Annotated in this window: 25 protein-coding genes; 17 read left to right on the top strand and 8 right to left on the bottom strand. The window is 73.9% G+C overall.

All coding sequences use genetic code 11. From position 1 onward, the window contains the following. Window positions 1-13: 13 nt before the first annotated feature. The gene (locus tag AB0873_RS19460) at window positions 14-1,375 is read right to left on the bottom strand and encodes a serine/threonine-protein kinase (protein WP_366601074.1); all 1,362 of its coding nucleotides are present in this window, start codon (window positions 1,373-1,375) and stop codon (window positions 14-16) included. Window positions 1,376-1,904: 529 nt separating this feature from the next. Between AB0873_RS19460 and AB0873_RS19455 the strand changes: the two genes are divergently transcribed. The 10 genes from AB0873_RS19455 to AB0873_RS19410 all read left to right on the top strand — a co-directional run bounded on the left by AB0873_RS19455 (window position 1,905) and on the right by AB0873_RS19410 (window position 9,525). Further along, on the top strand, window positions 1,905-2,534 hold the full coding sequence (locus AB0873_RS19455) for an RNA polymerase sigma factor (protein WP_366601073.1): 630 nt from the start codon (window positions 1,905-1,907) through the stop codon (window positions 2,532-2,534). 16 nt (window positions 2,535-2,550) lie between these two features. Next, window positions 2,551-3,300 (top strand): hypothetical protein, encoded by a 750-nt coding sequence (locus AB0873_RS19450; RefSeq protein WP_366601072.1) that lies wholly within the window; start codon window positions 2,551-2,553, stop codon window positions 3,298-3,300. Between the two features lie 174 nt (window positions 3,301-3,474). Then, window positions 3,475-4,710, top strand: coding sequence for an ergothioneine biosynthesis glutamate--cysteine ligase EgtA (egtA, locus tag AB0873_RS19445; protein WP_366601071.1), 1,236 nt, complete (start codon window positions 3,475-3,477; stop codon window positions 4,708-4,710). After that, the gene (gene egtB, locus AB0873_RS19440; RefSeq protein WP_366601070.1) at window positions 4,707-6,044 is read left to right on the top strand and encodes an ergothioneine biosynthesis protein EgtB; all 1,338 of its coding nucleotides are present in this window, start codon (window positions 4,707-4,709) and stop codon (window positions 6,042-6,044) included. The genes egtA and egtB overlap by 4 nt, the downstream gene beginning before the upstream one ends. Before the next feature lie 13 nt (window positions 6,045-6,057). Next, entirely contained in the window at window positions 6,058-6,804 is a 747-nt protein-coding gene (gene egtC, locus AB0873_RS19435) for an ergothioneine biosynthesis protein EgtC (protein WP_366601069.1), read from the top strand. Window positions 6,805-6,839: 35 nt separating this feature from the next. Further along, window positions 6,840-7,805 (top strand): L-histidine N(alpha)-methyltransferase, encoded by a 966-nt coding sequence (egtD, locus tag AB0873_RS19430; RefSeq protein WP_366601068.1) that lies wholly within the window; start codon window positions 6,840-6,842, stop codon window positions 7,803-7,805. A 224-nt stretch (window positions 7,806-8,029) separates the two neighbouring features. Continuing rightward, the gene (locus AB0873_RS19425; RefSeq protein WP_155332445.1) at window positions 8,030-8,617 is read left to right on the top strand and encodes a TMEM165/GDT1 family protein; all 588 of its coding nucleotides are present in this window, start codon (window positions 8,030-8,032) and stop codon (window positions 8,615-8,617) included. A gap of 40 nt (window positions 8,618-8,657) precedes the next feature. Then, complete coding sequence (locus tag AB0873_RS19420) at window positions 8,658-9,011, top strand: DUF1622 domain-containing protein (RefSeq protein ID WP_366601067.1); 354 nt, start codon at window positions 8,658-8,660, stop codon at window positions 9,009-9,011. Continuing rightward, window positions 9,008-9,328, top strand: coding sequence for a hypothetical protein (locus AB0873_RS19415; RefSeq protein ID WP_155332443.1), 321 nt, complete (start codon window positions 9,008-9,010; stop codon window positions 9,326-9,328). Before AB0873_RS19420 ends, AB0873_RS19415 begins: the two co-directional genes overlap by 4 nt. Beyond that, on the top strand, window positions 9,325-9,525 hold the full coding sequence (locus AB0873_RS19410; RefSeq protein ID WP_155332442.1) for a hypothetical protein: 201 nt from the start codon (window positions 9,325-9,327) through the stop codon (window positions 9,523-9,525). The genes AB0873_RS19415 and AB0873_RS19410 overlap by 4 nt, the downstream gene beginning before the upstream one ends. A 100-nt stretch (window positions 9,526-9,625) precedes the next feature. On the opposite strand, the gene nhaA is transcribed toward AB0873_RS19410, so the two are convergent. Then, a complete protein-coding gene (gene nhaA / locus AB0873_RS19405; RefSeq protein ID WP_366601066.1) occupies window positions 9,626-10,936 on the bottom strand; it encodes a Na+/H+ antiporter NhaA in 1,311 nt (436 codons plus the stop codon). A 294-nt stretch (window positions 10,937-11,230) separates the two neighbouring features. Between nhaA and AB0873_RS19400 the strand changes: the two genes are divergently transcribed. Then, window positions 11,231-12,688 carry a polysaccharide biosynthesis tyrosine autokinase gene (locus tag AB0873_RS19400; RefSeq protein ID WP_155332440.1) on the top strand — a complete coding sequence of 486 codons (1,458 nt, stop codon included), beginning with the start codon at window positions 11,231-11,233 and terminating at the stop codon, window positions 12,686-12,688. Here the strand turns inward: AB0873_RS19400 and AB0873_RS19395 are convergent. Next, window positions 12,669-13,223: a low molecular weight phosphatase family protein gene (locus AB0873_RS19395; RefSeq protein ID WP_366601065.1), complete on the bottom strand. Its 555-nt coding sequence runs from the start codon at window positions 13,221-13,223 to the stop codon at window positions 12,669-12,671. The genes AB0873_RS19400 and AB0873_RS19395 overlap by 20 nt on opposite strands. Before the next feature lie 132 nt (window positions 13,224-13,355). Here AB0873_RS19395 and AB0873_RS19390 point away from each other — a divergent pair, with 132 nt between their 5' ends. The 3 genes from AB0873_RS19390 (at window position 13,356) to AB0873_RS19380 (ending at window position 17,146) form a co-directional block, all read left to right on the top strand. Further along, window positions 13,356-14,564, top strand: a complete 1,209-nt coding sequence (locus AB0873_RS19390; protein ID WP_366601064.1) for a glycosyltransferase family 4 protein — start codon at window positions 13,356-13,358, stop codon at window positions 14,562-14,564. 178 nt (window positions 14,565-14,742) lie between these two features. Beyond that, window positions 14,743-16,527: a DUF4012 domain-containing protein gene (locus AB0873_RS19385; protein WP_366601063.1), complete on the top strand. Its 1,785-nt coding sequence runs from the start codon at window positions 14,743-14,745 to the stop codon at window positions 16,525-16,527. 13 nt (window positions 16,528-16,540) lie between these two features. After that, a complete protein-coding gene (locus tag AB0873_RS19380) occupies window positions 16,541-17,146 on the top strand; it encodes a hypothetical protein (protein ID WP_366601062.1) in 606 nt (201 codons plus the stop codon). Window positions 17,147-17,237: 91 nt separating this feature from the next. On the opposite strand, the gene AB0873_RS19375 is transcribed toward AB0873_RS19380, so the two are convergent. Continuing rightward, window positions 17,238-18,554 carry a hypothetical protein gene (locus tag AB0873_RS19375; protein WP_366601061.1) on the bottom strand — a complete coding sequence of 439 codons (1,317 nt, stop codon included), beginning with the start codon at window positions 18,552-18,554 and terminating at the stop codon, window positions 17,238-17,240. 130 nt (window positions 18,555-18,684) lie between these two features. Further along, a complete protein-coding gene (gene gdhA, locus AB0873_RS19370; RefSeq protein ID WP_155332434.1) occupies window positions 18,685-20,022 on the bottom strand; it encodes an NADP-specific glutamate dehydrogenase in 1,338 nt (445 codons plus the stop codon). 467 nt (window positions 20,023-20,489) lie between these two features. On the opposite strand from gdhA, the gene AB0873_RS19365 reads away from it, so the two are divergent. After that, window positions 20,490-21,461, top strand: coding sequence for a pirin family protein (locus tag AB0873_RS19365; RefSeq protein WP_366601060.1), 972 nt, complete (start codon window positions 20,490-20,492; stop codon window positions 21,459-21,461). A 52-nt stretch (window positions 21,462-21,513) separates the two neighbouring features. Then, window positions 21,514-22,173 (top strand): hypothetical protein, encoded by a 660-nt coding sequence (locus tag AB0873_RS19360; protein WP_366601059.1) that lies wholly within the window; start codon window positions 21,514-21,516, stop codon window positions 22,171-22,173. A gap of 218 nt (window positions 22,174-22,391) precedes the next feature. Here the strand turns inward: AB0873_RS19360 and AB0873_RS19355 are convergent, their stop codons facing one another. Together AB0873_RS19355 and AB0873_RS19350 are read right to left on the bottom strand one after the other, a co-directional pair. After that, window positions 22,392-23,033: a DUF1345 domain-containing protein gene (locus tag AB0873_RS19355; RefSeq protein ID WP_155332430.1), complete on the bottom strand. Its 642-nt coding sequence runs from the start codon at window positions 23,031-23,033 to the stop codon at window positions 22,392-22,394. A gap of 18 nt (window positions 23,034-23,051) precedes the next feature. Beyond that, entirely contained in the window at window positions 23,052-23,357 is a 306-nt protein-coding gene (locus AB0873_RS19350) for a DUF2795 domain-containing protein (RefSeq protein ID WP_366601058.1), read from the bottom strand. A 116-nt stretch (window positions 23,358-23,473) separates the two neighbouring features. On the opposite strand from AB0873_RS19350, the gene AB0873_RS19345 reads away from it, so the two are divergent. Further along, entirely contained in the window at window positions 23,474-23,884 is a 411-nt protein-coding gene (locus AB0873_RS19345; protein ID WP_366601057.1) for a DUF2267 domain-containing protein, read from the top strand. Window positions 23,885-23,947: 63 nt separating this feature from the next. Here AB0873_RS19345 and AB0873_RS19340 read toward each other — a convergent pair whose 3' ends face one another. Further along, window positions 23,948-25,114, bottom strand: a complete 1,167-nt coding sequence (locus tag AB0873_RS19340) for a CaiB/BaiF CoA-transferase family protein (RefSeq protein ID WP_366601056.1) — start codon at window positions 25,112-25,114, stop codon at window positions 23,948-23,950. Between the last annotated feature and the right edge of the window lie 91 nt (window positions 25,115-25,205).

The raw sequence follows: 25,205 nt of genomic DNA, 5'->3' as shown, positions 1-25,205 counted from the left end.
CGGCACCGCCGGGTCAGGTGGTCGGGTTCGCCGGCTCCGTGGTGGTCGGGTTCGGCAGCGGCGGCGTGGTGGGGGGCGTCCCCGGGTCGCTCGTGGTCGGCTCGGGATCGGGCGTCGTCGGGTCCGACGTCGGGGGCGGGGTGGTCGGCTGTTCGGCCGTGGGGCTCGGCTCGCCCGTCGGCGACGGGCTCACCGACGGCGACGGGCGGCTGGTGGACCCGGCCGGCCGGTAGGGGCGCTGCGGAGCGGACGACGTGGTCTCCGCCGGCAGCACCGGCACCGCCGCGTCACCGGTCCCGTCGTCGACCGGTGTCGTCGCCTCCGGCACCTTGACCCCCGCCGGAGCATCCGCCGCCCCGCTGATGCCCAGCGCCGCCGCCAGACCGGCAACCCCCACCAGTACGGCGGTGGCCGCGCCCACCAGGGGGCCGCGCCCGCGTCGGCGTGCCGGACCCGCGGCGGCGGGTACGTCGGCGCGGGTGTGCGGCCCGGCGTCGCGCAGCGCCGCCGCACCCGCCGCGGGCACGACCGTCGTCGCCGCCGACGGGTCCGACACGGCGGCCCGGGCCGCCGCCGCCATGGCCGCGCCGTTGCTGAACCGGTCCGCCGGGTCCTTCGCCAGTGCCCGGGCGACCAGCGCCCGCACGGCCTCGGGGATGTCGTGGGGCAGCTCCGGCGGCTCGTCGTCGAGGTGCCGGACGGCGACCTGGAGCGGGTTGTCGCCGGTGAACGGCGGGCTGCCGCTGAGGCAGCAGTACGCCACCGCGCCCAGTGCGTAGATGTCGGTGGCTCCGGAGACCGGCCGACCGGCGGCCTGCTCGGGCGCCATGTAGAGCGCGGTGCCGGGGACCGCGTTGGTGCTGGTGATGCTGGTCACGTTGGTCGAGCGGGCCACCCCGAAGTCGACCAGGACGACGTTGCCGTCCTCCTGCACCAGCAGGTTGCTCGGCTTGACGTCGCGGTGCACGATGCCGTTCTTGTGCGCGGCGTGCAGCGACTGCGCCACCTGCGCCACGATCGACATGGTCTCGGCCACGTCGAGCCGGCCGGCGGCCTCGATCCGTCGCGACAGCGGCTCGCCGGTGACGAACTCCATGACCAGGTAGTCGGCGCGGCTGCCGTCGTCGAGCTGGTCCTCGCCGTAGTCGAAGACCTGGACGATGCCCGGGTGCCGCAGCGCGGCCATGATCCGCGCCTCCGCCCGGAACCGGGCGATGAAGTCGGGATCGGAGACGAGCGCGGGCAGCAGCACCTTGACCGCCACCTGCCGGCCCAGGACCAGGTCGGTGCCCCGCCAGACGTCACCCATGCCGCCCGTGGCGACACGTTCGTCCAGGCGGTACCGACCGCTGAGCACGACCTCCGATGACAACACTGCACTACCGTACCCAGAGGGTGCATGGTCGGCGCGTCGTGGCCGGCCGGCGCCGGCGGGCCCACCAGCCCTCGTACGGCGTCGGGTGAGCGTCCGGCTCCGGTGTGCTGTCACCGGGCGACTACGTGCGGTGACAGGGGTGAGTTCACCCGTGCTTTACCCTGGGCAAACGTCGCGTTCGCCCGTTGCGTCGCGTGCGGAGCGTCCGGAGGAGTCGTGACGTTACGGCGACGCGCGGGCTGACCGTGTTGATTATTCTCACTCTTTTCCTGACCTCGGGCGACTTGTCCGATCGGCCTTCGACTCCTAGCGTTGGCCCGGCTCGGGCCCACACGACGTCGTCGGCGGCGGTACGCCGACGGCGGGGCCGTCCTGGTGGAGCCCAGGCGAACGGTCGGGCCGAGCGGCCCTGGTGTGATCAGGTCAGCGGGGGGCTGAGGGTGCGGGATCAGGTCCGGTTACCGGACCGGGTTGAGGTCGCGCCCACGGGCGTGTGCCGGCCCGGTGGGGCCGAACGGAAGCGGGCGGCGTGACCGGTGAGCTGAACGAGGCCGTCGTCGCGGCGCAGGCCGGGGACGAGCAGGCCTTCCGTTACCTCTACCGCAGCCTCCAGCCCGGTCTCCTGCGCTACCTGACCGCCCTGGTCGGGGCGGACGCCGAGGACGTCGCGTCCGAGACGTGGCTGCAGGTCTCCCGCGACCTGCCCACCTTCACCGGCGGGGAGTTCCGCGCCTGGACGGCCACCATCGCCCGGAACCGCGCGATGGACCACCTGCGCCGGCAACGCCGGCGTCCCTCGCTCCCCGTGCCCGTGCAGGCGATGAGCGACCTGGCCAGCGACGCGGACACGGCCGAGCGGGCCGGCGAGACCATCGGGACCGAGGCGGCCATCGCGCTGATCGGCACCCTTCCGCCCCGGGAGGCGGAGGCCGTCCTCCTCCGGGCCGTCCTCGGGCTGGACGCCGAGACCGCCGGGCGAGTGCTCGGCCGGCGCCCCGGCGCCGTCCGGACCGCGGCCCACCGGGGACTGCGCCGACTCGCCGCGCTGCTGGAGCGCCGTGGCGAGGACGTTCCGGCCGCCGCCGCCGAGGATGCGACCCCACCTCGTCCCCGAGACGCGCGCCGGCAGACGCCGCATGCCGAACCGGCGGACGGTTGACGTGAGGGGATTCAGGATGTTCTCCCGCCGATCCGCGCGGGCCGACCGGGCCGCGCTCGACCGGCTCCTCGACGCCGCGCCCGACGCCGTCCCGGGTGCCGGCGCCGAACCGTTGTCCCGACTCCTGTCGGCCGCGGCCGCCCCGGGGCGGCCCGACGAACTCGCCGGTGAGGAGGCGGCCCTCGCCGCCTTCCGCGCCGCCCGCGCCACCCCGACCGCTGCGCCGGAGCCGCGGCGACGGCGCCGGCCGGTCACCGCGGGGGTGCTCGCCTGGGCCGCCGCCGCGGCCGTCACCGCGACCGCCGGTGTCGCGTTCGCGGCCGTCACCATCGACCGTCCCGACGCCCCGCCACCCCGCCCGGCCCCGACCACCGGCGTGAGCGGTCCGGGCGGGACCGACGGTCCCGGCGGCACCCCGGGCGGTGGCGCCAGCACCGGCACGCCGGGCGAAACGCCGTCGGGGCCGCCGGCGCCCACCACGGAGCCTCCGGCGCCCACGGCCACGACTGGCCCCGGCTCCCCGTCACCCCGCGAGCGGGCGGCACAGGTGCACGGAAAGTGCCGCGCGTACCTGGCGAAGTCGCCGGCGCAGCGGGAGAAGGCCCTCGACAAGCCCGCCTTCGAGAACCTCGCGAAGGTCGCCGGAGGTCGCGAGCAGGTGACCGACTACTGCGCCGCGCTGGTCGGTGAGCCCAAGCCGGCGAAGACGAAGAAGGCCAAGAACAGCGGCGACGACAGTGGCGGCGACGACGGCGGCGAGGACTGACAACCCCGACGTGGGAGGGCCACGGTCATCCCTGAGCAGCCTTCGCGTTCCGGCCGGCCATGTCGAATTCGTCTGCTAGACAGAGATGGGTCGGCCCGCCGGTGCCTGCCGATGTCGGTGGGTCGCGTTACGGTGGCTCGGACCGGACGTCGGGCGGCGAAGGGGGCCGAACCTGTGGTGACGTCACCGGAGGTGGATCGGGCAACCGTCCTGTCCTCGTCCGCCGCGGCCGCGGGCCACATCGCGCGGATCTGCTTCAAGACCGGGCCACCCCGGCACGTCGGAGTCGAGCTGGAATGGACGGTGCACGACGCCGTCGACCCCGCCCGCCCGGTCGAGGCCGACCGACTGCGGGCCGCGCTGGGGCCGCACTGCCCCCGCACCCTGCACAGCACGAGCCCCGCCCAGCAGCTCCGGCACGGCAGCACCGTGACCGTCGAGCCGGGCGGGCAGGTGGAGATCTCCACTGCCCCACGCACCTCGATCGCCGCGCTCGTCGACGCGACGGACGCCGACATCGCCCAACTGTCGGCGCTTCTCGCGCCGGCCGGGCTGGTCCTCGGCCGCGACGGCATCGACCCCCACCGGCCGCCCCGGGCGGTGCTGGAGACCCCCCGTTACCGCGCGATGCGCCGGGTGTTCGACCGGCGCGGCCCGGCCGGGCGCACGATGATGTACAGCACCGCCGGTCTCCAGGTCTGCCTCGACGCCGGGGAGGCGGAGCACCTCCCGGACCGGTGGGCCACCGCGCACGCGATCGGGCCACCCCTGGTCGCGGCCTTCGCCACGGCCGGCCGGCACGCCGGACGGCCCACCGGCTGGGCGTCGGCCCGGATGGCCGCCTGGCTCGCCATCGACCCGGCGCGCACCCGCCCGGTGTGGACGCCGGAGCAGGGCGACCCGGACCCGGTGGCGAGCTGGACGGCGTACGTGCTCACCGCGCCGCTGCTCTGCCTGCGCGACGCCGGTCCCGACTGGACACCGCCGGCCGGCGTCACCTTCGCCGACTGGCTCGCCGGCGCGCTGCCCCGACCGCCGACCACCGACGACCTCGACTACCACGTGAGCACGCTGTTCCCGCCGGTACGCCCGCGTGGCTACCTGGAGCTGCGTTACCTCGACGCGCAGCCGGGGCGGGCGTGGACGGTGCCGGTGGCGGTGGTCGCCGCCCTGCTGGCCGACCCGGCCACCACCCACGCGGCGCAGGCCCTCGCCCGCCCGCAGGCCCACCGGTGGACCACGGCGGCCCGCCACGGCCTGCACGACCGGGGCCTCGCGGCAGCCGCCGCCGACCTGTTCGACCTGGCGCTCGTCGCGCTGCCCCGGATGGGGCTGCCGGCGGCGCTGCACGACGAGATCGACCGAGGCGTACGGCGGCGGCGTGCGGCCGCCGGGAGGAGGCAGCGGTGACGGAGACGACGACGGACCTGCGCGGCCGGGAGGCGTTGCGGGCACGGATCGCGGCGGAACTGGCCCGCACCCGCGCCCGCACCGCCGCCCTGACCGACGCGGTCGACGACGAGGACTTGATGCGGCAGCACTCGCCCCTGATGTCCCCGCTCGTGTGGGACCTCGCCCACGTGGGCAACCAGGAGGAGCTCTGGCTGGTGCGCGACGTCGGCGGCCGCCCACCGGTCCGCCACGACATCGACGACCTCTACGACGCGTTCAAACAGCCCCGCCGGGACCGGCCGTCCCTGCCGCTGCTGCCACCGACCGAGGCCCGCGCCTACGTGGCGACGGTCCGGGACAAGGTCTTCGACCTGCTGGACCGGGTGCCCTTCACAGACCGCCCGCTGGTCGCCGACGGCTTCGCCTTCGGCATGATCGTCCAACACGAGCAGCAGCACGACGAGACCATGCTCGCCACCCACCAGCTGCGCTCCGGCGCGGCCGTCCTGGACGCCCCGCCCCCGCCCGAGCCGCGGGCCCGGGTCGGCGGTGAGGTGCTGATCCCGGCCGGCGAGTTCACCATGGGCACCGACACCGACCCGTGGGCGCTGGACAACGAACGCCCCGCGCACCGGGTGCACCTCCCGGCGTACGCGATCGACGCGGCGCCCGTCACCAACGGCGCGTACGCGGGTTTCATCGCCGACGGCGGCTACGACGACGCCCGCTGGTGGAGCACCGCCGGATGGGCGCATCGGCAGGAGGCGGGGCTGTCCGCCCCGTCGCACTGGCGTCGCGACGGCGACGGCTGGGCGTACCGCCGCTTCGGCCGCTGGGCGCCGGTCCGTGAAGACGAACCGGTGGTGCACGTCTGCTTCCACGAGGCGGAGGCGTACGCCGCCTGGGCCGGCAAGCGGCTGCCCACCGAGGCGGAGTGGGAGAAGGCGGCCCGCTGGGACCCGGCGACCGGCCGCTCCCGCCGCTACCCCTGGGGCGACGAGGACCCGACGGCCGACCACGCCAACCTGGGCCAGCGGCACCTCTGGCCGGCGCCGGTCGGCGCGTACCCGGCCGGCGCGTCACCGTTGGGCGTCCACCAGCTCATGGGCGACGTCTGGGAGTGGACCTCGACGAGCTTCCGTGGCCACCCGGGCTTCACCGCCTTCCCGTACCGGGAGTACTCGGAGGTCTTCTTCGGCGACGACTACCGGGTGCTGCGCGGCGGGTCGTTCGGCACCGACCGGGCGGCCTGCCGGGGCACGTTCCGCAACTGGGACTATCCGATCCGGCGGCAGATCTTCAGCGGGTTCCGTTGCGCCCGGAACGCGACGCCCGAGGAGGCCCACGCGTGAGGGTGTGCGCCTGATGTGCCGCCACCTGGCCTACCTCGGGCCCCCGGTCACCCTGCGGGAGCTGCTGTTCGATCCGCCGTACGCGCTGGTGCGCCAGTCCTGGGCGCCGCGCGACATGCGCGGCGGCGGAACGATCAACGCCGACGGCTTCGGCGTGGGCTGGTACCCGGGCGACGGCGAGCCGGTGCGCTACCGGCGGGCGCAGCCGATCTGGAGCGACCCGACGATCGAGCAGCTCGCCGGCGTCACGTCCGCGGGCGCGGTGCTCGCGGCGGTGCGCTCGGCGACGGTCGGCATGGCGGTGCTGGATTCGGCCGCCGCGCCGTTCGCCGAGGGACGCTGGCTGTTCAGCCACAACGGCGCGGTGCGGGGCTGGCCGGACAGCATGGTCCCGCTCGCCGCCGCGCTGCCCGTCCGGGACCTGCTCACCCTCGACGCGGCCACCGACTCGGCGTTGCTGTGGGCGCTGGTCCGGCACCGGCTGCGGTCCGGGATCAAGCCGGCCCGGGCCGTCGCCGAGACGGTCGTCGCGGTGGCCCGGACGGCACCCGGGTCGCGCCTCAACCTGCTGCTCACCGACGGGCACACGGTGGTGGCGAGCGTGGTCGGGCACGCGCTGTCGCTCCGCACGACGCCGGCCTCGGTGCTACTGGCATCCGAGCCGCACGACGACGACCCCGGCTGGCAGGACGTGCCGGACGGGCATCTGGTGGAGGCCACCGCCACCGGGGCGCGGGTCCGCGCCCTGACGGAGGCGTGACCGCCCACCGAGACACCTCGACAGGAAGGGCAGAGATGGGCGCGGAGCCGTTGGAGATCCACCTCGAGGAGCAGGACCTGGGACGCAGTCTCCGGCAGGACGTGCGCACCGGGCTGACCGCCGAGGAGAAGTGGTTGCCCCCGAAGTGGTTCTACGACGCGCGGGGCAGTCAACTCTTCGAGGAGATCACCCGGTTGCCGGAGTACTACCCGACCCGGGCGGAGCGCGCGGTGCTCGCCGAACGCGCCGGCGACATCGCCGCCGTCACCGGAGCCAAGACGCTGATCGAGCTGGGCTCTGGCTCGTCGGAGAAGACCCGCCTGCTGCTGGACGCGTTCACCCGGCACGGCGACCTGGGCACCTTCGTCCCGCTGGACGTGTCGGTGAGCGCCCTGCGGCAGTCCACCGCCGAGATCGCCGCCGACTATCCGGGCCTCCGGGTCCGCGGCATCGTCGGCGACTTCACCCGCCACCTCGACCGGCTGCCCGCCGGTGGCCGGCGGCTCGTGGTGTTCCTCGGCGGCACGATCGGCAACCTGCTGCCGGCCGAGCGCGGGGAGTTCCTGACCCGGATGCGGTCCTCCCTGGAACCGGGGGACTGGCTGCTCGTCGGCACCGACCTGGTCAAGGACCCGGCGGTCATCGTGCCGGCGTACGACGACGCGGCCGGTGTCACCGCCGAGTTCAACCGCAACGTGCTGCGGGTGATCAACCGGGAGTTGGGTGCCGACTTCGACCCGGCGGCCTTCTGCCACGTGGCGTGCTGGGATCCGGAGCGGGAGTGGATCGAGATGCGGCTGCGGGCGCTGCGGCCGATGCGGGTACGGGTGCTCGACCTCGACGTGACGTTCGCCGTCGGGGAGGAGTTGCGGACCGAGGTCTCGGCGAAGTTCCGGCCGGAGGGGATCGCCGCGGAGCTGGCCGGGGCGGGCTTCACCGCCCACGACTTCTGGACCGATCCCGGCGGCCTCTTCGGGGTGACGCTGGCCCGCGCGGACTGACCGGTTGCGGCTGTTCACCCCCGGCACCCCGCCGCTCGGGTGATCGGCTAGGGTGGGCGCAGCGAAGGGGAGTAGCCCCCAACGTCGTGGTCGACACACTGGTGCGTTCCGCACCCGGCCACGCGGCCCCGCACCCACGGGGCGGGCGAGACCTTCGACCCAGGCTTGTGCAGCCGGGTCGAGGGCGCCCCGTACCTCCTCCCGGCCTGATCCGGAAGGATGTCATGGAGGGTTTCCTCGTCGCGCTGGTGGTCAGCTTCGGCGTCATCTTCGTCGCCGAGCTGGGGGACAAGTCCCAGCTGATGGCCCTGACCTTCGCCACCCGCTTCAAGCCGCTGCCGGTGCTGATCGGCATCACCGTCGCCACGGCCGTCGTGCACCTGGCGTCGGTGGCGATCGGCTACGGGCTGGGCGCCGCGCTGCCCACCGAGTGGATCTCTCTCCTCGCGGGCGTCGCGTTCCTCGGCTTCGGCGCGTGGACCCTGCGCGGCGACGTGCTCACCGAGGAGGAGCGGCGCAAGGCGCAGAAGAGCAGCAAGTCGGCGATCGTCGCGGTCGGGGTGGCGTTCTTCCTCGCCGAGCTGGGCGACAAGACCATGCTGGCCACCATCACCCTGGCCACCCAGTACGGCTGGTTCGGCACGTGGATCGGCTCGACCGTCGGCATGGTGGCCGCCGACGCCCTGGCGATCCTCGTGGGCCGGCTGCTCGGCCGGAAGCTGCCCGAGAAGACCGTGAGGTACGGCGCCGCGATCCTCTTCGCCGTCTGCGGGCTGTGGCTGATTCTGGAGGCCGTCGACCAGCTCACCTGACCTGCCGACTACCCGCCCGTCCGACGGGTAACGCCAGCGGGTGGGGGACGTCCTGCGGCACGGGTACGGGTTCCTGATCACCACGGTGGAGCTCGCCGGCGCGGTCATCATCTTCGTCGGGGCGGTCTGGGCGGCGGCCCGGTTCGTCGTCGAAGGGCTGCGGCACCGCACCGCGAAGGTGTGCACCCCGATCCGGCTCGCTCTGGGGCGGGCCCTCACGCTCGGACTGGAGTTCCTGCTCGCGGCGGACATCCTGCGGACGGCCGCGTCGCCGACCTTCACCCAGATCGGCCAGCTGGCCGCCATCGCCGCCATCCGGACCGCGCTGAACTACTTCCTGGGCCGGGAGATCCGCGAGGAGCAGCGGCAGGTGCAGGGCCGGGACGAGGCGTGATCAGCACCCTGGTCACCGTCGTCACGGCGCTCGCCGCCGTGGCGGGGGTGGCCGTGCTGGTCGGCACCGGCTCCGGCCGCGCCGCCCTGCGCGTGCTGCTGGACCTGCTCACCGCCGCCGGCCTGCTCCGGCTCGTGGCCGGTCAGGGCTGGGTGGACCTGGCCACGGCCGCGGCGATCATCGCGCTGCGCCGGCTGCTCTGGGCGGTCCTGACCGCTTCCGGGCGACTATCCGCCCCCCGTCCGGGGAAAGACGATCACGGACCGCCGCTGACGGTGGGCGGTGAACGCGGACGTTCCGGGAGGTTGACCCCATGAGCAGACATGACGAGCCGAACGAGTACGGCTTCGCCGGTGGCGCCACGGCGCCCGAGCCGCCGCCCGGCGGGCGGGCCGACGAGCAGGACCGGGCGGAGGAGGTCGCGGTGCCCGGCGACGACCTCATGGAGCCGGTGAGCGACGCCCTGGCCGACGAGCAGGAGGAGCGTCGCCGCCGTACCGAGGGGCGGGCCTGACGAGCGGCGGCGGGCACCGGGCGGCCCCCGCCCGGCCCGCCGCGGTGCCCGGCCCCGACAGCGGTGTCCGTCCGGCGCCCGCCCCCGCGAGGTGCTCCGGTCAGGCGTCGCGGCGCTGGTAGACGTCGGGGATGCCGTCGCGGTCCGAGTCCACCTGTTCCGCCTCGGCGATCCGCCGGTAGGCGGCGTTGCGGCGGACCAGGACGGCGGTGGCGAGCAGGGCCGAGATCAGCGAGCCGCTGAGCACCGCGGCCTTCACGTTGCCGTCCGCCGCGGTTCCGGTGCCGAACGCCAGCTCGCCGATCAGCAGGGACACGGTGAAGCCGATGCCGGCGAGCAGGGCGACGCCGAGCAGGTCCGACCAGGTGATGTCCTCGTCGAGTTGGGCGCGGGTGAACCGGGCCAGCAGGAACGTCGAGCCGAGGATGCCGATCGCCTTGCCGAGCACCAGCCCGGCCACGATGCCGATGACGATCGGGTCGGTGACCACCGCCTTCAGGTCGGCGTCGCGCAGCGACACCCCGGCGGCGAAGAACGCGAAGACGGGCACGGCGAAGCCCGCGGACACCGGCCGCCAGCGGTGCTCCAGGTGCTCGGCGAGCCCGTGCCGGTCCCCCTCCTTGCCGCGTAGCACCGGGACGGTGAAGCCGAGCAGCACGCCGGCCACCGTGGCGTGCACGCCGGAGGCGTGCACCAGCGTCCAGGCCACCGCGGCGAGCGGGATGAGGGCCCACCACCAGGTTAGGCGGCGCTGCACCAGCAGCCCGAACAGCGCGATCGGCGCCAGCGCGCCGAGCAGCGGCAGCAGGCTGAAGTCGTCGGTGTAGAAGATGGCGATGATCGTGATGGCGAAGAGGTCGTCGACCACGGCGAGGGTGAGCAGGAAGGCCCGCAGCCCCTGGGGCAGGTAGGAGCCGATCACGGCCAGCACCGCCAGGGCGAAGGCGATGTCGGTCGCGGTGGGGATCGCCCAGCCCCGCAGGCCCTCGCCGCCCGCGGCGAGGTTGACTCCCACGTAGATCAGCGCGGGCATCGCCATTCCGCCGAGCGCGGCGACCACCGGCAGGGCGGCGCGCCGCGGGTCGCGCAGTTCCCCGGCGACGAACTCACGCTTGAGTTCCAGGCCGACCACGAAGAAGAAGATCGCCAGCAGGCCGTCGGCCGCCCACTTCGCGAGCGTCAGGTCCAGGTGCAGGGCCGAGCCGCCGGACCAGGGCACCCACTTGGTGACCGCGGTGTACGCGTCCCCCCACGGCGAATTCGCCCAGATCAACGCTACGACCGCGCCGAGCAGCAGCAGGCCGCCGCCAACCGTCTCGGTGCGCAGCACGTCGGCCAGGAAGCGCGCCTCCGGCCAGGAGGTACGCGAGAACAGCCGGAAGCGGCCGGGCTGCGGGGTGCGGTCGGTCATGCGTGATCCATCCGGTGGGTCGAGGGCAGGAGGCATCGATCGCCGACCAGGCTTCCCGGCACACCGCCCGTAACCCTATCCAGCCGGGCGAACGGCCGCGAACGGAGACGACGTGACCTCGCTCGCGCCGTTCCGTTTGTCCCTGGGGAAATGTGTGCCCGGCTGTTAGTCGAAAATGCATAACTCCGGACATAAGACGCACGAGCCGCTTTAATGGTTTCACGCGATTAAGACGACCTTGGGGGTTTTCGTGAAGTTCTTTGGCGTTACCGGCCTGGTACGGAGGCGCGCCTGATGGACCTGTACCGCCACCTCCGCCTCGTGCGCCGGCACTGGTGGATCGTCCTCGTCACGCTCCTGGTCGCGATGGGCGTCACCGCCCTGGTCACCGTCCGGGCCCAGCCCCGGTACGTCGCCTCGGTGACCTTCTTCGTCACCACGCCCAGCCAGGGGGTGACCGACGCCTACCAGGGCGGTCTGTTCCTCCAGCAGCGCGTGAAGTCGTACGCGGAACTGCTGACCAGCGACCGCCTCGCGCAGAGCGTGGTGGCCGACAACCCGGTCGGGCTCACCGCCGAGCAGGTCCAGCGACGGGTGAGCACCTCCACCGAGGCCGGTACGGTCCTGCTGCGCGCCTCGGTCACCGACACCGACCAGACCCGCGCGCTGCGGGTCACCGAGGCCCTGTCGGCGAAGTTCGTCGAACTGGTGCAGAAGGTCGAGACCACACCGGACGGCAAGGCCGGCCCGATCAAGATCGAGGTCGTCAGTGGGCCGCGGGTCAGCCCGACCCCGGTTTCTCCGCAGCCGGTCCGCAACTTCGCGATCGGAGCGCTGATCGGCCTGCTCGCCGGTGTCGGCCTGGCGATCCTCCGCGGGCTCGCCGACGTCCGGCTGCGCGACGCCGCCGGTCTCCAGCGCGTCACCGGCAGCCCGCTGCTCGGGGAGATCCCGTACGAGGGGACGGCGAAGGCCTCCCCGCTGATCGTCGGTGAGGCCGCCACCTCCGCCCGGGCCGAGGCGGTCCGGAAACTGCGGACGAACCTGCGCTTCGTCGACGTGCACGAGCCGGCCCGGGTCATCGCCGTCACCAGCGCGTTGCAGGGCGAGGGGAAGACGACCCTCTCCTGCAACCTCGCCATCGCGCTGGCCGAGGCCGGCTGGCGGGTGCTGCTGGTCGACGCGGACCTGCGTCGCCCGAAGGTCGGCGACTACCTCGGGCTGGACAACGGCGTCGGGCTCACCGACGTGCTGGTCGGCGACGTGCAGGTCGGGGACGTCGTCCAGCGCTGGGGCGACAAGTCACTGCTGGTGCTGCCCAGCGGTTCGGCTCCGCCCAACCCGAGCGAACTGCTCGGCTCGAAGGCGATGGCCGACCTGCTGCTGGCGCTGCGCGAATCGGCCGACATCGTCATCATCGACACCGCGCCGCTGCTCGCCGTCACCGACGGCGTCGTGGTCGCCGTCCAGGCCGACGGCGCCCTGCTGGTGACCCAGCAGGGCCGGACGTCCCGCTCGCAGGTGGCCACCGCCGCCCGGTCGCTGCACTCGGTCTCGGTGCGGCTGCTCGGCTGCGTCCTCAACATGGCCAAGGTGCCGAAGGCCGAGGCCTACCAGTACGAGGCCTACCGGGTGGTCGCGGCCGCGGAGCCGCCCGCCGTGCCGGCCGAGCGGGTCGCCGGTCCCCGGCACGCCGGGCAGCCGGGCGTGGTCAGCGACCACACGCAGGAACTCACCCGGCTGTCCCGATGAGCGCCGCGAGGGGTCGCAGCGACCGTTCGATCTCCTCGGCGCAGCGTCGGAAGTCGGCGGCCGTGCCGCCGATCGGGTCCCGCAGGTCATCCGCGTCGGGGGCGGCTGGTTGCAGCCGCCCCCGGGCGCGGGCGGCGGCCTCGACCGCGGCGCGCAGCGGGTCGTCGGGTGGCGTCGACGCCGGCTCCGCCGCGGCGGCGAGCCGCCCGAACTGGCGCAGGGTGAACGTCCGGTGCAGTACGGCCGGGGCGAGGGTGGCGCACACCGAACGTTGGCGCCGGGTCGCGGTCAGCACCAGCGTCGCGCCGGTCAGGTGCTCGCGGCGCAACCGGCGGGTGCGGAACCCGGTCGGGTCCGCGCCGGTCCCGGCCACGACCTCGGCCGCGTACGGGTGCATGGACAGGTCGTCGACGGCGTCGGTGCCGGCGCTGGCCACCTCGACCGGGCGGTCGGCCAGCAGCCGTCGGGCCAGGTACTCGGCCATCGGTGACCGGCACAGGTTGGCGTGGCAGACGAACAGCACCCGGTCGATCATCAGGACCCCTCTTGCGGACGCGGAGACGGCGGGCGTCCGGCACGGGCGGCCGGACGCGGAGGGGTTGCCCGCATCGTACGTGGACACCCGCCGGGCGCGTTACCGTGCCGCGCCGAGCATCGGGGAGTCGCGATGAGGATCGGCATCCTGTCGTACCACTTCCCGCCGGAACCGGCCTTCATCCCCGGCAGCCTCGCCGAGGAGTTGGCCCGCCGTGGCCACGAGGTGCGGGTGCTGACCGGCTTCCCGGACTATCCGGGCGGCCACGTCTATCCGGGGTGGCGCCAGCGCTGGCACCACGAGACCCGCAGCGAGCGGCTGACCGTGCGCCGGGTGCCCCGCTACGCCGGGGGAGACGGGTCGGTCCGGAGCCGGATGGCCGGCTACCTGTCGTTCGCCGGCAGCGCGTCCCTGGTCGGCCGGCGGTTCCTCGCCGGCGTTGACGCCCTCTACGTGCACCAGCCGCCGGCGACCGCGTTCGCCGCCGCGGCCCTGCTGCGGCTGCTCGGCCGGGTGCCGACCGTCCTGCACGTGCAGGACGTGTGGGCCGAGGAGGAGCCCGCCGCCGGCGAGCAGGGCCGGTCGAAGGCCCGGGTGGCCGGGGCGATGGCGCGGACCTACCGGGCGGCCGACCGGGTCGCGGTCGCCGCACCGTCGATGCGCGAGCTGGTGGTGGCCGCCGGGGCCGACCCGGCCCGGGTCGACGTGGTCCTCAACTGGACCGACGAGCGGATCTTCCAGCCGGCCCGACCCAGCCCGGCGGCGCGACGGCTGGTCCGCCGGGACGACCGGTGCCTGGTCATGCACGCCGGCACCATCGGCGCGCGACAGGGCCTGGAGACGGCGGTACGGGCGGCCGTGGCGCTCGACCGCACGATGGATCTGGTCCTGGTGGGGTCGGGCGAGCAGGAGCGGCGGGTGCGGGGGCTCGCCGCCGAGTTGCGCGCCGACAACGTGCGGTTCGTCGAGCGGCGCTCGCCGCTGGACATGCCGGAGCTGTACGCCGCCGCCGACTACCAGCTGGTCATGCTGCGGGACCTGCCGGAGTTGCGCAGCACCCTGCCCGGGAAGCTCCAGGCGGCGCTCTCCTGCGCGGCGCCGGTCGTCGTGTCGGCCGGCGGGGACGCCGCCGAGCTGGTCGAGCGGGCCCGTGCCGGGTTGTCCTGCCCGCCGGAGGACTGGGCGACGCTCGCCGACCGTTTCTGGCTGGCCGCCACGATCCCGTCGGGCGCCCGGGCCGAGATGGGCCGCCGGGGCCGCGAGGCGTACCTGCGGCAGATGTCCATGCCGGCCGGTGTGGACCGTATCGAGCGGCTGCTGTACGAGGCCGCCGCTCGCTGAGCTGATCCCATACCGACCGCGACGCCGCGCCCGACCGGGCGCGGCGTCGCGCGCTGGGAGTACGAGCTTCACTCTCGTAACGGTCAAGACCGTCAATTTCCCACTACGTCGGTCGTTACGTGTTAAGAACGACGGAGAAATCGTCCCTAGTGTCCGATTCCGGGGGAACGGAGTGTCTGTGAGGGAGAGCGAGGCACCGCGTCGACGGCGCGGTCGATCCCGCCGGCGCCGGCAGGCCCGCCTGCGGCGCGCGCTGCTCGCCGCTCTGGTGGCCGGTTCGGTGCTGCTGGTCTCGGCCGGCTGGGTCGGCTTCCGGGGCTGGCAGGCCCGCGCCCACCTGGTCAACGCCGCGGGGCTCGCCCGTGACCTCAGCGCCCAGGTGGTCACCGGGGACACCGAGCGGGCCCGGCGCACGCTCGCCGCGCTGCAGGAACAGGCTGCCGCCGCCCGCGCGGCCACCGGCGACCCCGGTTGGCGGCTCGGCCGGCAGGCCCCGTACGCCGGGGACAACCTGGTGGCCGTCCGGCAGATCGCCGTCGCCATCGACGACCTGGCCCGGGAGGCGTTCCCGGCGCTGCTGCGGACCGACCTGAGCACCCTGCTGCCGAAGGCGGGGCGGCTCGACGTCCAGCGGCTGCGCGCCCTCTCCACCGATCTCGCGGCGATCGACGCCACCGTGCGACGGAGCCGGGCGAGTCTCGCCGAGGTGCCCACCGCCGGCCTGGTCGACCAGGTCCGGGCGGCCCTCGCCGGCCTGCGGGGAGAGATCGACCGGCTCGCCGGCCTGACCGCCGCGGCCGGCCAGGCCACCCGGCTGTTACCACCGCTGCTCGGTGTCGACGGCCCGCGCAGCTACCTGCTGGTCTCGCAGAACCCCGCCGAACTCCGGGCCACCGGTGGCCTCATCGGCGCGTACGCCCTGTTGCACGCCGAGGGCGGGCGGGTGCGGCTCGGCCGCCAGGGCACGAGCGCGCAGCTCGGCCGGTTCACCAAGGCACTGAAGGTCCCGGAGGAGGTCCGCGCCCTCTGGGGTGACCTGCCCGGGATCTATCCGGCCGACGTCAACCTCACCCCGCACTTCCCGACGGCGGCCGCTCTCTACCGGGAGATGTACCGCCGAAAGACCGGGACGGCCGTGGACGGTGTCCTCGCCGTCGACCCGGTCGTCCTGTCGTACCTGCTGAAGGCCACCGGCCCGGTCATGGTTCCCGGCGGGGTGCCGCTGGCGGCGGACACCGTGGTGCGGACGTTGCTCAGCGAGGCCTATCAACGCCTCGACCTGCGTGAGCAGGACGAGTACTTCGCGACCGCCGCGGCATCGGTGTTCCACACGCTGTTCACGAAGAATGTCGACCCGATGGGGCTATTGTCCGCATTTGACCGTAGTGTCACCGAACGCCGGATATTGTTCTGGAGTGCCCGACCGGAAGAGCAACGGACGCTCGGCGACAGCCGGATGGCCGGGGTGCTTCCGGAGAAGGACACCGTGCCGACGGTCGGCGTGTTCCTCAACGACGGCAGCGGCGCGAAGCTCGGCTACTACCTCCGGCCGGAGGCGACCCTGACGGTCGGCGACTGCCAGGACGACGGAAGCAGGGAACTGCGGTTGCGGGTCACCCTGCGCTCGACGGCGCCGAAGACGGGACTCAGCGAGTCCGTGCTCGGTCTCGGCCTGGCGGGCGATCCCTACACCGTCCGCACGCTCGTGTCGGTCTACAGCCCGGCCGGCGGCGGCGTGCAGGGCGCGCGGCTCGACGGCGCCGACCTCCCGGTGGGCACCGGCACCGAGCGGAAACGGCAGGTGGCCACGGCGAACGTCGAAGTCCCACCGGGGGCCTCCCGGACCGTCGAGGTGACCGTGCACACCGCGAAGACCGGCAGTGGGACGGCCGAACTGTGGCTGACCCCCACCGCCACTCCATGGACCACCCAAGTAACTACCGCACCAAGCTGTGACCAGTAGGAGGGAACCAATCATGCGGCTATCCCGCATCATCATGGCGCTCACGGTCGGTCTGGCCGTCGCGGCCGCGCCGACCGCGGCGGGGGCGGCGCAGCCGCAGCCGACGCAACCACCGGTGTACCCACCGGGTGGGGTCGAGCTGTCCGTGGACGACCCCCAGATCATCCTCGGCGAGACCGTGACGCTGTTCGGACGGGGCTGGAACCCCGGCGAGCGCATCGTCATCCGGGTGTCCTCGAGCCCGCTGGCCAACGCCATGACGGCCGTACGCGGCAGCAGCGGCGACCGGGTCGCGATGACGCCGGTCGCCTACCGGCCCAGCCGCGACGAACCGGACCTGGCGGCGTTCGCCGCCCGGGCCGACGGCACCTTCGAGGTGACCTACACGCCGCGCCGCACCGGCTACTTCCTCTTCGAGGCGGTCGGCGAGACCGGCCGTACGGACACCGCCCAGGTGACCGTCCTGCGCAAGAAGAAGAGCGCGCTGCCGGTGACGGGTGCCAGCACCAGCACCCCGATGAAGGTCGGTGGCGGTCTGGTGGCCACCGGTGCCGTCCTGCTGCTGATGACGCTCGCGTGGCGGCAGCGGCACCGCTTCAACACCCGGAGCGTCCGCTGACGTGACCGCGCGCCGGGCAGGGCCCGGACATGTCGTGGGCGGGCGCCCGCCGGGTCCATCTCCCGGCGGGCGCCCGCCCTTGGTGCGCTCGTCAGCAGGCGGGGTAGAGGCGGCGGGTGCCGACGCCGGCGGCGTACGCGGCCCGGTCGCTGAACCGGCAGCCGTAGTCCGCCGCCGCCACCACCGCCGGGTCGGTGACGGTGTCGCCGGCCTCGGCCGGGGTGAACTCGCAGTGCTGCGCGGCCCGGACCGCCCGCTGGACCAGCAGCCGGCTCCGGCCGTGCTTCGCGACGTCGCGGGCGTACGCCTGCTCCATCGAGAACGGTACGAAGAGGTCGCCGAGGTTGTGCAGGCTGAGCACCGGCGCGGTGGGCCGGCCGGCGACGCGGGGCACCTCGGTCAGGGTCGGGGACAGCCGTTGCCGCAGGTTCTCGGGGGCGACGCGCCGCACGGCGGCGTTGACGTCCACCGGGCTGTTCGGCGCGTACCGGGTGAACAGGTTGGTGGCGAGCTGCCCGGGCCGCTCGGCGGGGGAGTCACCACCGTTGGGCACGCTGATCCCGAACAGGAAGTCCTTCCAGATCGCGAACGTGACATCCGCCCCGGGACGCGGCCCGCCCGACCGGTTGACGGTGATGTCCCGAAGCTGCCGCCCCCGCTCGTTGGTGATCCCCGGGCTCGTGGGCGTCACCCTGGTCAGGCCCAGCGCCACCTGGATCCGCGGCACCACGGCGGTCAAATAGTCGGCCGGCACCGGGTAGGCCTCGACCCCGGCGAGGGCCTGCGCGACCAGGTTGTAGTCGAGGAAGAAGTCCAGCAGCGTCTGGTCGCCGAGCACCCCGCACAGCGGCAGCGCGCCGGCGTAGAAGCCGGGGTACTGCTCCAGCGAGCGGGCGATCACGTAGCCGCCCATCGACGCGCCCGCCAGGTACGTCCGGTGCGGGCGCCGCACCTCCCGACGGAAGTGGTCGGCCAGGTCCCGGGTGCTCAACACACCGGCCCTGATGTCGAAGCCGTTGCGGTAGTACGAGGAGCACGCCCACGCGTACCCCTGCTCCAGCAGGCGCTGCCGCAACCCGAACCCGGGCGGTTCCGGCGACAGGACCGTGCTCTGCCCGCGGTAGCCGTGCGCCCACATCACCAGGTCGCCGTTCCACTTCGCCGGGACCTCGACGATGTAGGCGGAGTGGCGGTGGACGCCCTGCCGGACGGTGGTGGGCGCGCCGCCCACCACCAGCGGGTCGAGCGGCGGGTTGCTGATCGTGTAGCCGGGCAGCGGCTGCGTGCCGTCGCCGTGGCGGTCGGGGGCGGCGGTCGCGGGCACGGCGCCGGCGAGCCCGACCGTCAGGGTCAGGGCCACGCCGGCGCCGAGAAGACGTCGGACGGTACGGGCGGTCGAGGACAGCATCGGCGCTCCCGCTGGGACGGTGGCCGCCCGGTGGTGAGCGGGCGGGACGGTGGCCTACCGACCGGTAGGGACCTGAACGTAGGCGCGCCGTTCCACCGGTGTCAATGGAACCGACTGACCGACCGGTCAGTCACACCACCCCGTGCGCCAGCATCGCCTCCGCCACCCGGCGGAACCCGTTGATGTTCGCCCCGGCCACGTAGTCACCGGGCAGCCCGTACTCCTCGGCGGTCGCCCAGCAGCGGGCGTGGATGTCCCGCATCGTCTCCCGCAGCCGCTGCTCCGACTGCGCGAAGGTCCACGAGTCGCGGCTGGCGTTCTGCTGCATCTCCAGCGCGCTCACCGCCACCCCGCCCGCGTTCGCCGCCTTGCCCGGGGCGAACCGCACCCCCGCCCGCCCGAGGATCCGCACCGCCTCCGGGGTGGTCGGCATGTTGGCCCCCTCGACCACCGCGACGCAGCCGCCGGCGACGAGCTCCGCGGCCTCCGCGCCGCCGATCTCGTTCTGCGTCGCGCACGGCAGGGCCACGTCGCAGGGCACCTCCCAGACGGTACGGCCGGCGACCGCGACCGCGTGCGGCACATGGCGTACGTAGTCCTCCAGCCGGGTCCGGCGCTCCTCCTTCAACTCCCGCAGCAGCTCCAGGTCGATGCCCTTCTCGTCGAGCACGTACCCGTTCGAGTCGGAACAGGCCACCACCGTCCCGCCGAGCTGGTGCACCTTCTCGACCGCGTAGATCGCCACGTTGCCCGAGCCGGAGACCACCACCCGCTTGCCGTCCATGCCGTCCCCGGTCTGCTTCAACATCTCCTCGGCGAAGAACACCGCCCCGTACCCGGTCGCCTCGCGGCGCGCCTGCGCACCCCCGTACGCCAGGCCCTTACCGGTGAGCACCCCCGACTCGTAGCGGTTGGTGATCCGCTTGTACTGCCCGAACAGGTAGCCGATCTCCCGGCTGCCCACGCCGATGTCCCCGGCCGGCACGTCGGTCTGCGCACCGATGTGCCGGTACAGCTCCGTCATGAAACTCTGGCAGAAGCGCATCACCTCCCGGTCCGAGCGGCCCTTCGGGTCGAAGTCCGCCCCACCCTTGCCGCCGCCGATCGGCAGGCCGGTCAGCGCGTTCTTGAAGATCTGCTCGAAGCCCAGGAACTTGACGATCCCCAGGTACACCGACGGGTGGAAACGCAGCCCACCCTTGAACGGGCCGAGCGCACTGTTGAACTCGACCCGGAAGCCCCGGTTCACCCGCACCCGGCCGTGGTCGTCCTCCCACGGCACCCGGAAGATCACCTGCCGTTCCGGCTCGCAGATGCGCTCGATGATCCGCGCCTCGGCGTACTCCGGGTGTCGCGCCAGGGCCGGCCCGATGCTCTCCAACACCTCCCGAACCGCCTGGTGGAACTCCGGTTCACCCGGGTTCCGGGTGACCACCCGGGCGAACACCGTCTCGACGGTCTCCGGCATCCCGACACGTCCCTTCGATCGCTCCCGGCGGCCCCGTTGCCGCCCGCGTCGGCGACTTCGCCGAACCGTCCCCGAGTACGGACCGTCACCCCTGTCCGGTTCACCGACGCGTGCCGTCGGTCATGTGCTCGCCGTTGACCTGGTCGGGGTTGGAGCCCGGTGCCGGGGCGAGATCTTGGAAGGGTTTGGCCCTGGAGGGGCCGAATTCTTCCAAGATCTCGATGTTCCACCTGCGTGTGCTGGGTGGTGTGTCCGGTTCGGGGGTGCCCTGTCGTGGCGGATGTCGGGTTTGGCGGGTGTGGTGGGCGGCATGGTGGGGGTGGAATGGTGGCGGCCGCCGTGGTCGTACGCCGGACGGCTGCTGGTGGCGGCGGGTTGCCCGTTCCGGAGCCGGGCCGGTCCGCGGGCGCCACCGCGGTGACGGTCACCTGGGGTTGAGCGCAGGTCGGTGGGCGTACAGTCGGGCCGTGGAGCGTACCGAGAAGATGCCGGCGGAAACCCGCCCACCTGGTGTGGCGACGGTGGATCCCGGCAGCGTGCTGCTGCCCGGCCACGACGTGCCGCTGGGGCGGTACACGACGGTGCGGCGGCTGCTCCCGCAGCGGCAGCGGCGACTCGTCGGGGCGTGGTGCTTCGTCGACCACTTCGGCCCGGACGACGTCGCCGAGCGGCCCGGCATGGAGGTGCCGCCGCACCCGCACACCGGCCTGCAGACGGTGACCTGGCTGCTGGACGGGGAGATCCTGCACCGCGACAGCCTCGGCAACGTGCAGCCGATCCGCCCGGGCCAGCTCAACGTGATGACCTCGGGGCACGGCATCGCCCACTCCGAACGGTCGCCCGCGCAGCATCCGCCCCTCATGCACGGCGTGCAGCTGTGGGTGGCGCTGCCGGACCCGGCGCGGGCCGGCGAGGCGGACTTCGCCCACCACGCGGAGCTGCCGCGCTGGCGCGACGACGACCTCGACGTGACCCTGCTGGTGGGCGAGCTGGCCGGCGAGCGCTCCCCGGCGGTGGTGCACACGCCGCTGCTGGGCGCGCAGCTCGAGCCGCGCGGCCCGGCGCCGGCCACGCTGCGGCTGCGCCCCGACTTCGAGTACGCGCTGCTGGCCATGTCCGGCGCCGCCGACGTGGACGGGGTGGGTCTGACCCCGGGGGCGCTGCTCTACCTGGGCACGGGGCGGGAGCGGCTGAGCCTGCGCGGTGAGCCGGGAAGCAGGTTGCTGCTGCTCGGCGGCACGCCGTTCGACGAGCCGCTGGTGATGTGGTGGAACTTCGTCGGGCGTTCACACGAGGAGGTCGTCGCCGCCCGGGAGGAATGGATGGCCGGGCGCCGCTTCGGCGTGGTCGCCGACGACCCGGCGCCGCCGCTGCCCGCACCCGCGCTGCCCACCACCCGGCTGAAGGCCCGCGACCGCAGCGGCGGCGTGCACGGCTGACCGGTCGTCGCCGGGCAGGCGTGGGCCGGCGCGGGACGGGTAGTCGCCGCCCATGCCGAGCATCTCCACCATCGAGGACAAGAAGCGCCTGGTCCGCCGGCTGGCCGGCGGCGGGCGAGGATTCGCCGAGCAGTACGGCTTCCGGGTCACCAACAACCCGTCGAGCCTGTTCCAGATTCTGTGTCTCGCCGTGCTGCTGGCCCGGCGGGGCGATTTCCGGCGCGCCCTGGACAGCGCGCACGCCCTGCCCGCGAACGGGTGGGACAGCGCCGCGCGGCTGGCCCGCTCCCTGCACGCCGACCGGATGCGGGTGCTGCGGGAGAGCGGTCAGCGGGGGGACGTCGACGCCCTCGCCACGACCCTCGGCGATCTGGCGCGCACCGTCGTCGAGCGGTACCGCGGCGACCTGCGCCGGTTGCGGTCTCTCGCCCACCACGATCCGGCCCGGGAGCGGGCGCTGCTCACCGAGCTGCCCGGTGTGGACGGCACGGTGGCCGACCTCTTCCTTCGTGAGGCGCAGGCGTTGTGGCGGGAGGTGGCGCCGGTGGCCGACCGGCGCGCGCTGGTCGCGGCGCGGCGGCTCGGGCTGGGGCGCTCCGCCGACGACCTCGCCGGCCTCGCCGGCAGCGGCGAGTCGGAGCGGCTGGCCTGGCTGGTGGGCGCACTGGCCAGGGTGGATCTGGAGCAGCGGTACGCGGAACTGACGCGCTGACGCGACGTGCGCCAGCCCACAGTCATCCGGAATTTCCACCCGTTCGGGGGATGTCATGTCGTATGCTGAGCGCGGCAGAGATGCCCGCCCGGTTCGGGCGTAGGGCAACTGCCTGGTGAGCGCGATCCGGTTCGGGCGCGCAGACCACCGGGACAGGTCCGTGTATGGCGCCCCAGGTCGCGGTTCGCGGCCCGGGGCGCCGGCCTGTCCGGGCCGGCTCACCTCGGCAAACTGACCAGCAGGTTCACGATCGCCGCGACGACGAACGCCCCGAACAGGTACGACACCATCGAGTGCCGCAGCACGGTCCGGCGCATCTCGATGCTGGTTATCGTCGTGTCCGACACCTGGAAGGTCGCACCGACGGTGAACGCGAGGTACGCGAAGTCCGTGTAGCAGGGCGGGCCGGTCTGGCTGAACTCGATCCCGCCGGCGTCGTCCATGTAGTAGAGCCGGGCGTACCGCGCGGCGAAGACGGTGTGCACCACGAACCACGACAGCAGCACGCTCAGCACACCCACACCGCCGAAGGCGTCCCGGACCGCCCGGGTGGGCGCGCTGTGCGCGGTGGTCACCACGAACCCGATCGCCAGCAGGCTGGCCACGCACGCCACCAGCAACAGCACGTCCCGTACGGCCCGGTTCGGGTCCTCGCGCAGCGAGAGCCGCGCGGTGTCCTCGGCGTCCAGCGGCCACAGCTTGTGCCACACCAGCACCAGCCACGTCAACGCGGCGGCGTCCCACCCGATCAGGGGCGCGAGGGTCTCCATGCCGAGCGCCACGCTGACGGCACCGGTCACCACGCCGACCACGCCCATGACGGTGAGCTGGACCGCGGCCGGCGGGTGCCCGTCCGGCATCCGCACCTTACGTACGCGTCAGATGCTGCGCAGGTGCTGCGACACCCGTTGGTGCCGCTCCCTCGCCTGCGCGGCGCGCTGGGAGGGGCTGACCTCCGGGGCGGCCTCGATGCCCGCGGAGCGGGCCACCTCGTTGCCGTTGGCGTAGTCGACCTGAGGCGGCAGGGCACGCAGGGCGCGCAGCACGTCCGGCGGGGCGCCCTCCCGTTCGGCCTCGCGTACCACGTCGTCCTTCTCCGCCGGGTAGTCCAGGCTCGACAGGTACTGCAGCACGTCGGCGTACGTCGCCATGATGGTGAGCTCCTCCGGCATCGATCCGGTCACGACCGGCGGCGGTTACCCGCCCGGGCCGGCCTCACGCCCCCGATCGGCGGGTAACCGGGCCCGTTTTCCGGGCCGGGTTGCGGGTACCCGCGGGGCCGGATTCCGAGGGAGTACGCATGAACTACGACACCTTCATCGACCAGGTCGCGCAGCGCACCCGTACCCCGTCCGAGCAGGCGGTGGAGCTGACCCGGGCGACGCTGGAGACCCTGGCGGAGCGGCTGACCGGCGGGGAGGTGCTGGACCTGGCCGTGCAACTGCCCCGCCCGTTGCAGCTGGTGCTGAAGCCGGGCCCGGACAACGAGTCGGCGCAGCGCGTCGGGGCGGCGGAGTTCGTGACCCGGGTGGCGGCGCGGGCGCACGTGGACGAGCCGACCGCCCGGGACGCGGTGCGGGCGGTGTTCACCACGTTGCGGGAGGCGATCAGCGGCGGTGAGTTCGACGACGTGGTGGTGCAACTGCCCCGCGACTACCGGGACATGGTGGAGCCGGCACTCGCCCCGGGGGCGACGCTGCGCCGGCCCTGAAAGGCTGTTAACAAGGGACCCTTCCACTACCGCAGGCGTTAACAGGGGGCCCTTCCTTACACCTCAGGCGATTGCGCCGCTGGTGCGGAGGGCGGCGATCCGGTCGGTGTCGAAGCCGGCTCCGGCCAGCAGTTCGTCGGTGTGCTCGCCCGGCTGCGGCGGTGGGCGACGCAGCGCCGTCGGGGTGCCGGAGAAGCGCGGAGCGGGCGCCGGCTGCGTCGCACCGTCCCGCTCGACGAACGTGCCGCGCGCGGCCAGGTGCGGGTGTGCCGGGGCCTCGGCCCAGTCCAGCACGGGGGCCACGCAGGCGTCCGAGTCGGCGAGCAGCGCCGCCCACTCGTCGCGGGTCCGGGTCCGGAACAGCCGCGCCCACGCCTGCCGCAGCGCCGGCCAGTTCGCCGGGTCGGTGCGGTCCAGTGCCTCGTCGCCGGGCAGCGGGAAGCCGGTCCGCCGCACCAACTCGTCGTAGAAGCGCTGCTCCAGCGCGCCCACCGCGACGTGCCTGCCGTCGGCGCACTCGTACGTGTCGTAGAACGGCGCGCCGCCGTCGAGCAGGTTCACGCCGCGCGGGTCCTGCCACATGCCCTGCCGCCGCAACGCGTGGATCTGGGTGCTGAGCACCGACACGCCGTCCACGATGGCCGCGTCCACCACCTGGCCCGGGGCGCCGCCGCGCACCGCGTACAGGGCGCTGACCAGGCCCAGGGCCAGCATCATCCCGCCGCCGCCGAAGTCGCCGAGCAGGTTCATCGGCGGCACCGGCCGCTCGCCGGCCCGCCCGACGCCGTGCAGCGCCCCGGTCAGCGCGACGTAGCCGATGTCGTGCCCCGCGTACGGGGCGGCCGGGCCGTCCTGCCCCCAGCCGGTCATCCGCCCGTACACCAGGCGCGGGTTGACCGCGTGGCAGTCCGCCGGCCCGAGGCCCAGCCGCTCGGTCACGCCCGGCCGGAAGCCCTCGATCAGCGCGTCCGCCCCGGCCACCAGCGCGAGCACCACGTCCCGGCCGTCCGGTGACTTCAGGTCGACCGCGATCGAGCGGCGGCCGCGGTTGAGCAGGTCCGGGTGCGGGCTGCCGAACGCGGACGGGTCCACGTCGGTCACCCGGTCCACGCGGACCACGTCCGCGCCCAGGTCGGCCAGCATCATCGCGGTGAACGGTCCCGGCCCGATCCCGGCCAGCTCGATCACCCGTACGCCGGCGAGGGGGCCGGCTGGGACGTCCTCGGTCACCGGGCCACGATAGGCGGTCCGGTGTTTGCGCGGTCAAGGGGCCGGGAACGCGACCGGGTGGACGGGAAGGTGGCCGACGACCGGATCAGGG

Origin of the sequence: Micromonospora sp. NPDC047707 (assembly GCF_040704235.1) — a bacterium.
GTDB lineage: Bacteria > Actinomycetota > Actinomycetes > Mycobacteriales > Micromonosporaceae > Micromonospora.
Note: the sequence above shows the minus strand (reverse complement) of the source record. Positions and strands in the feature narration are given on the sequence as shown.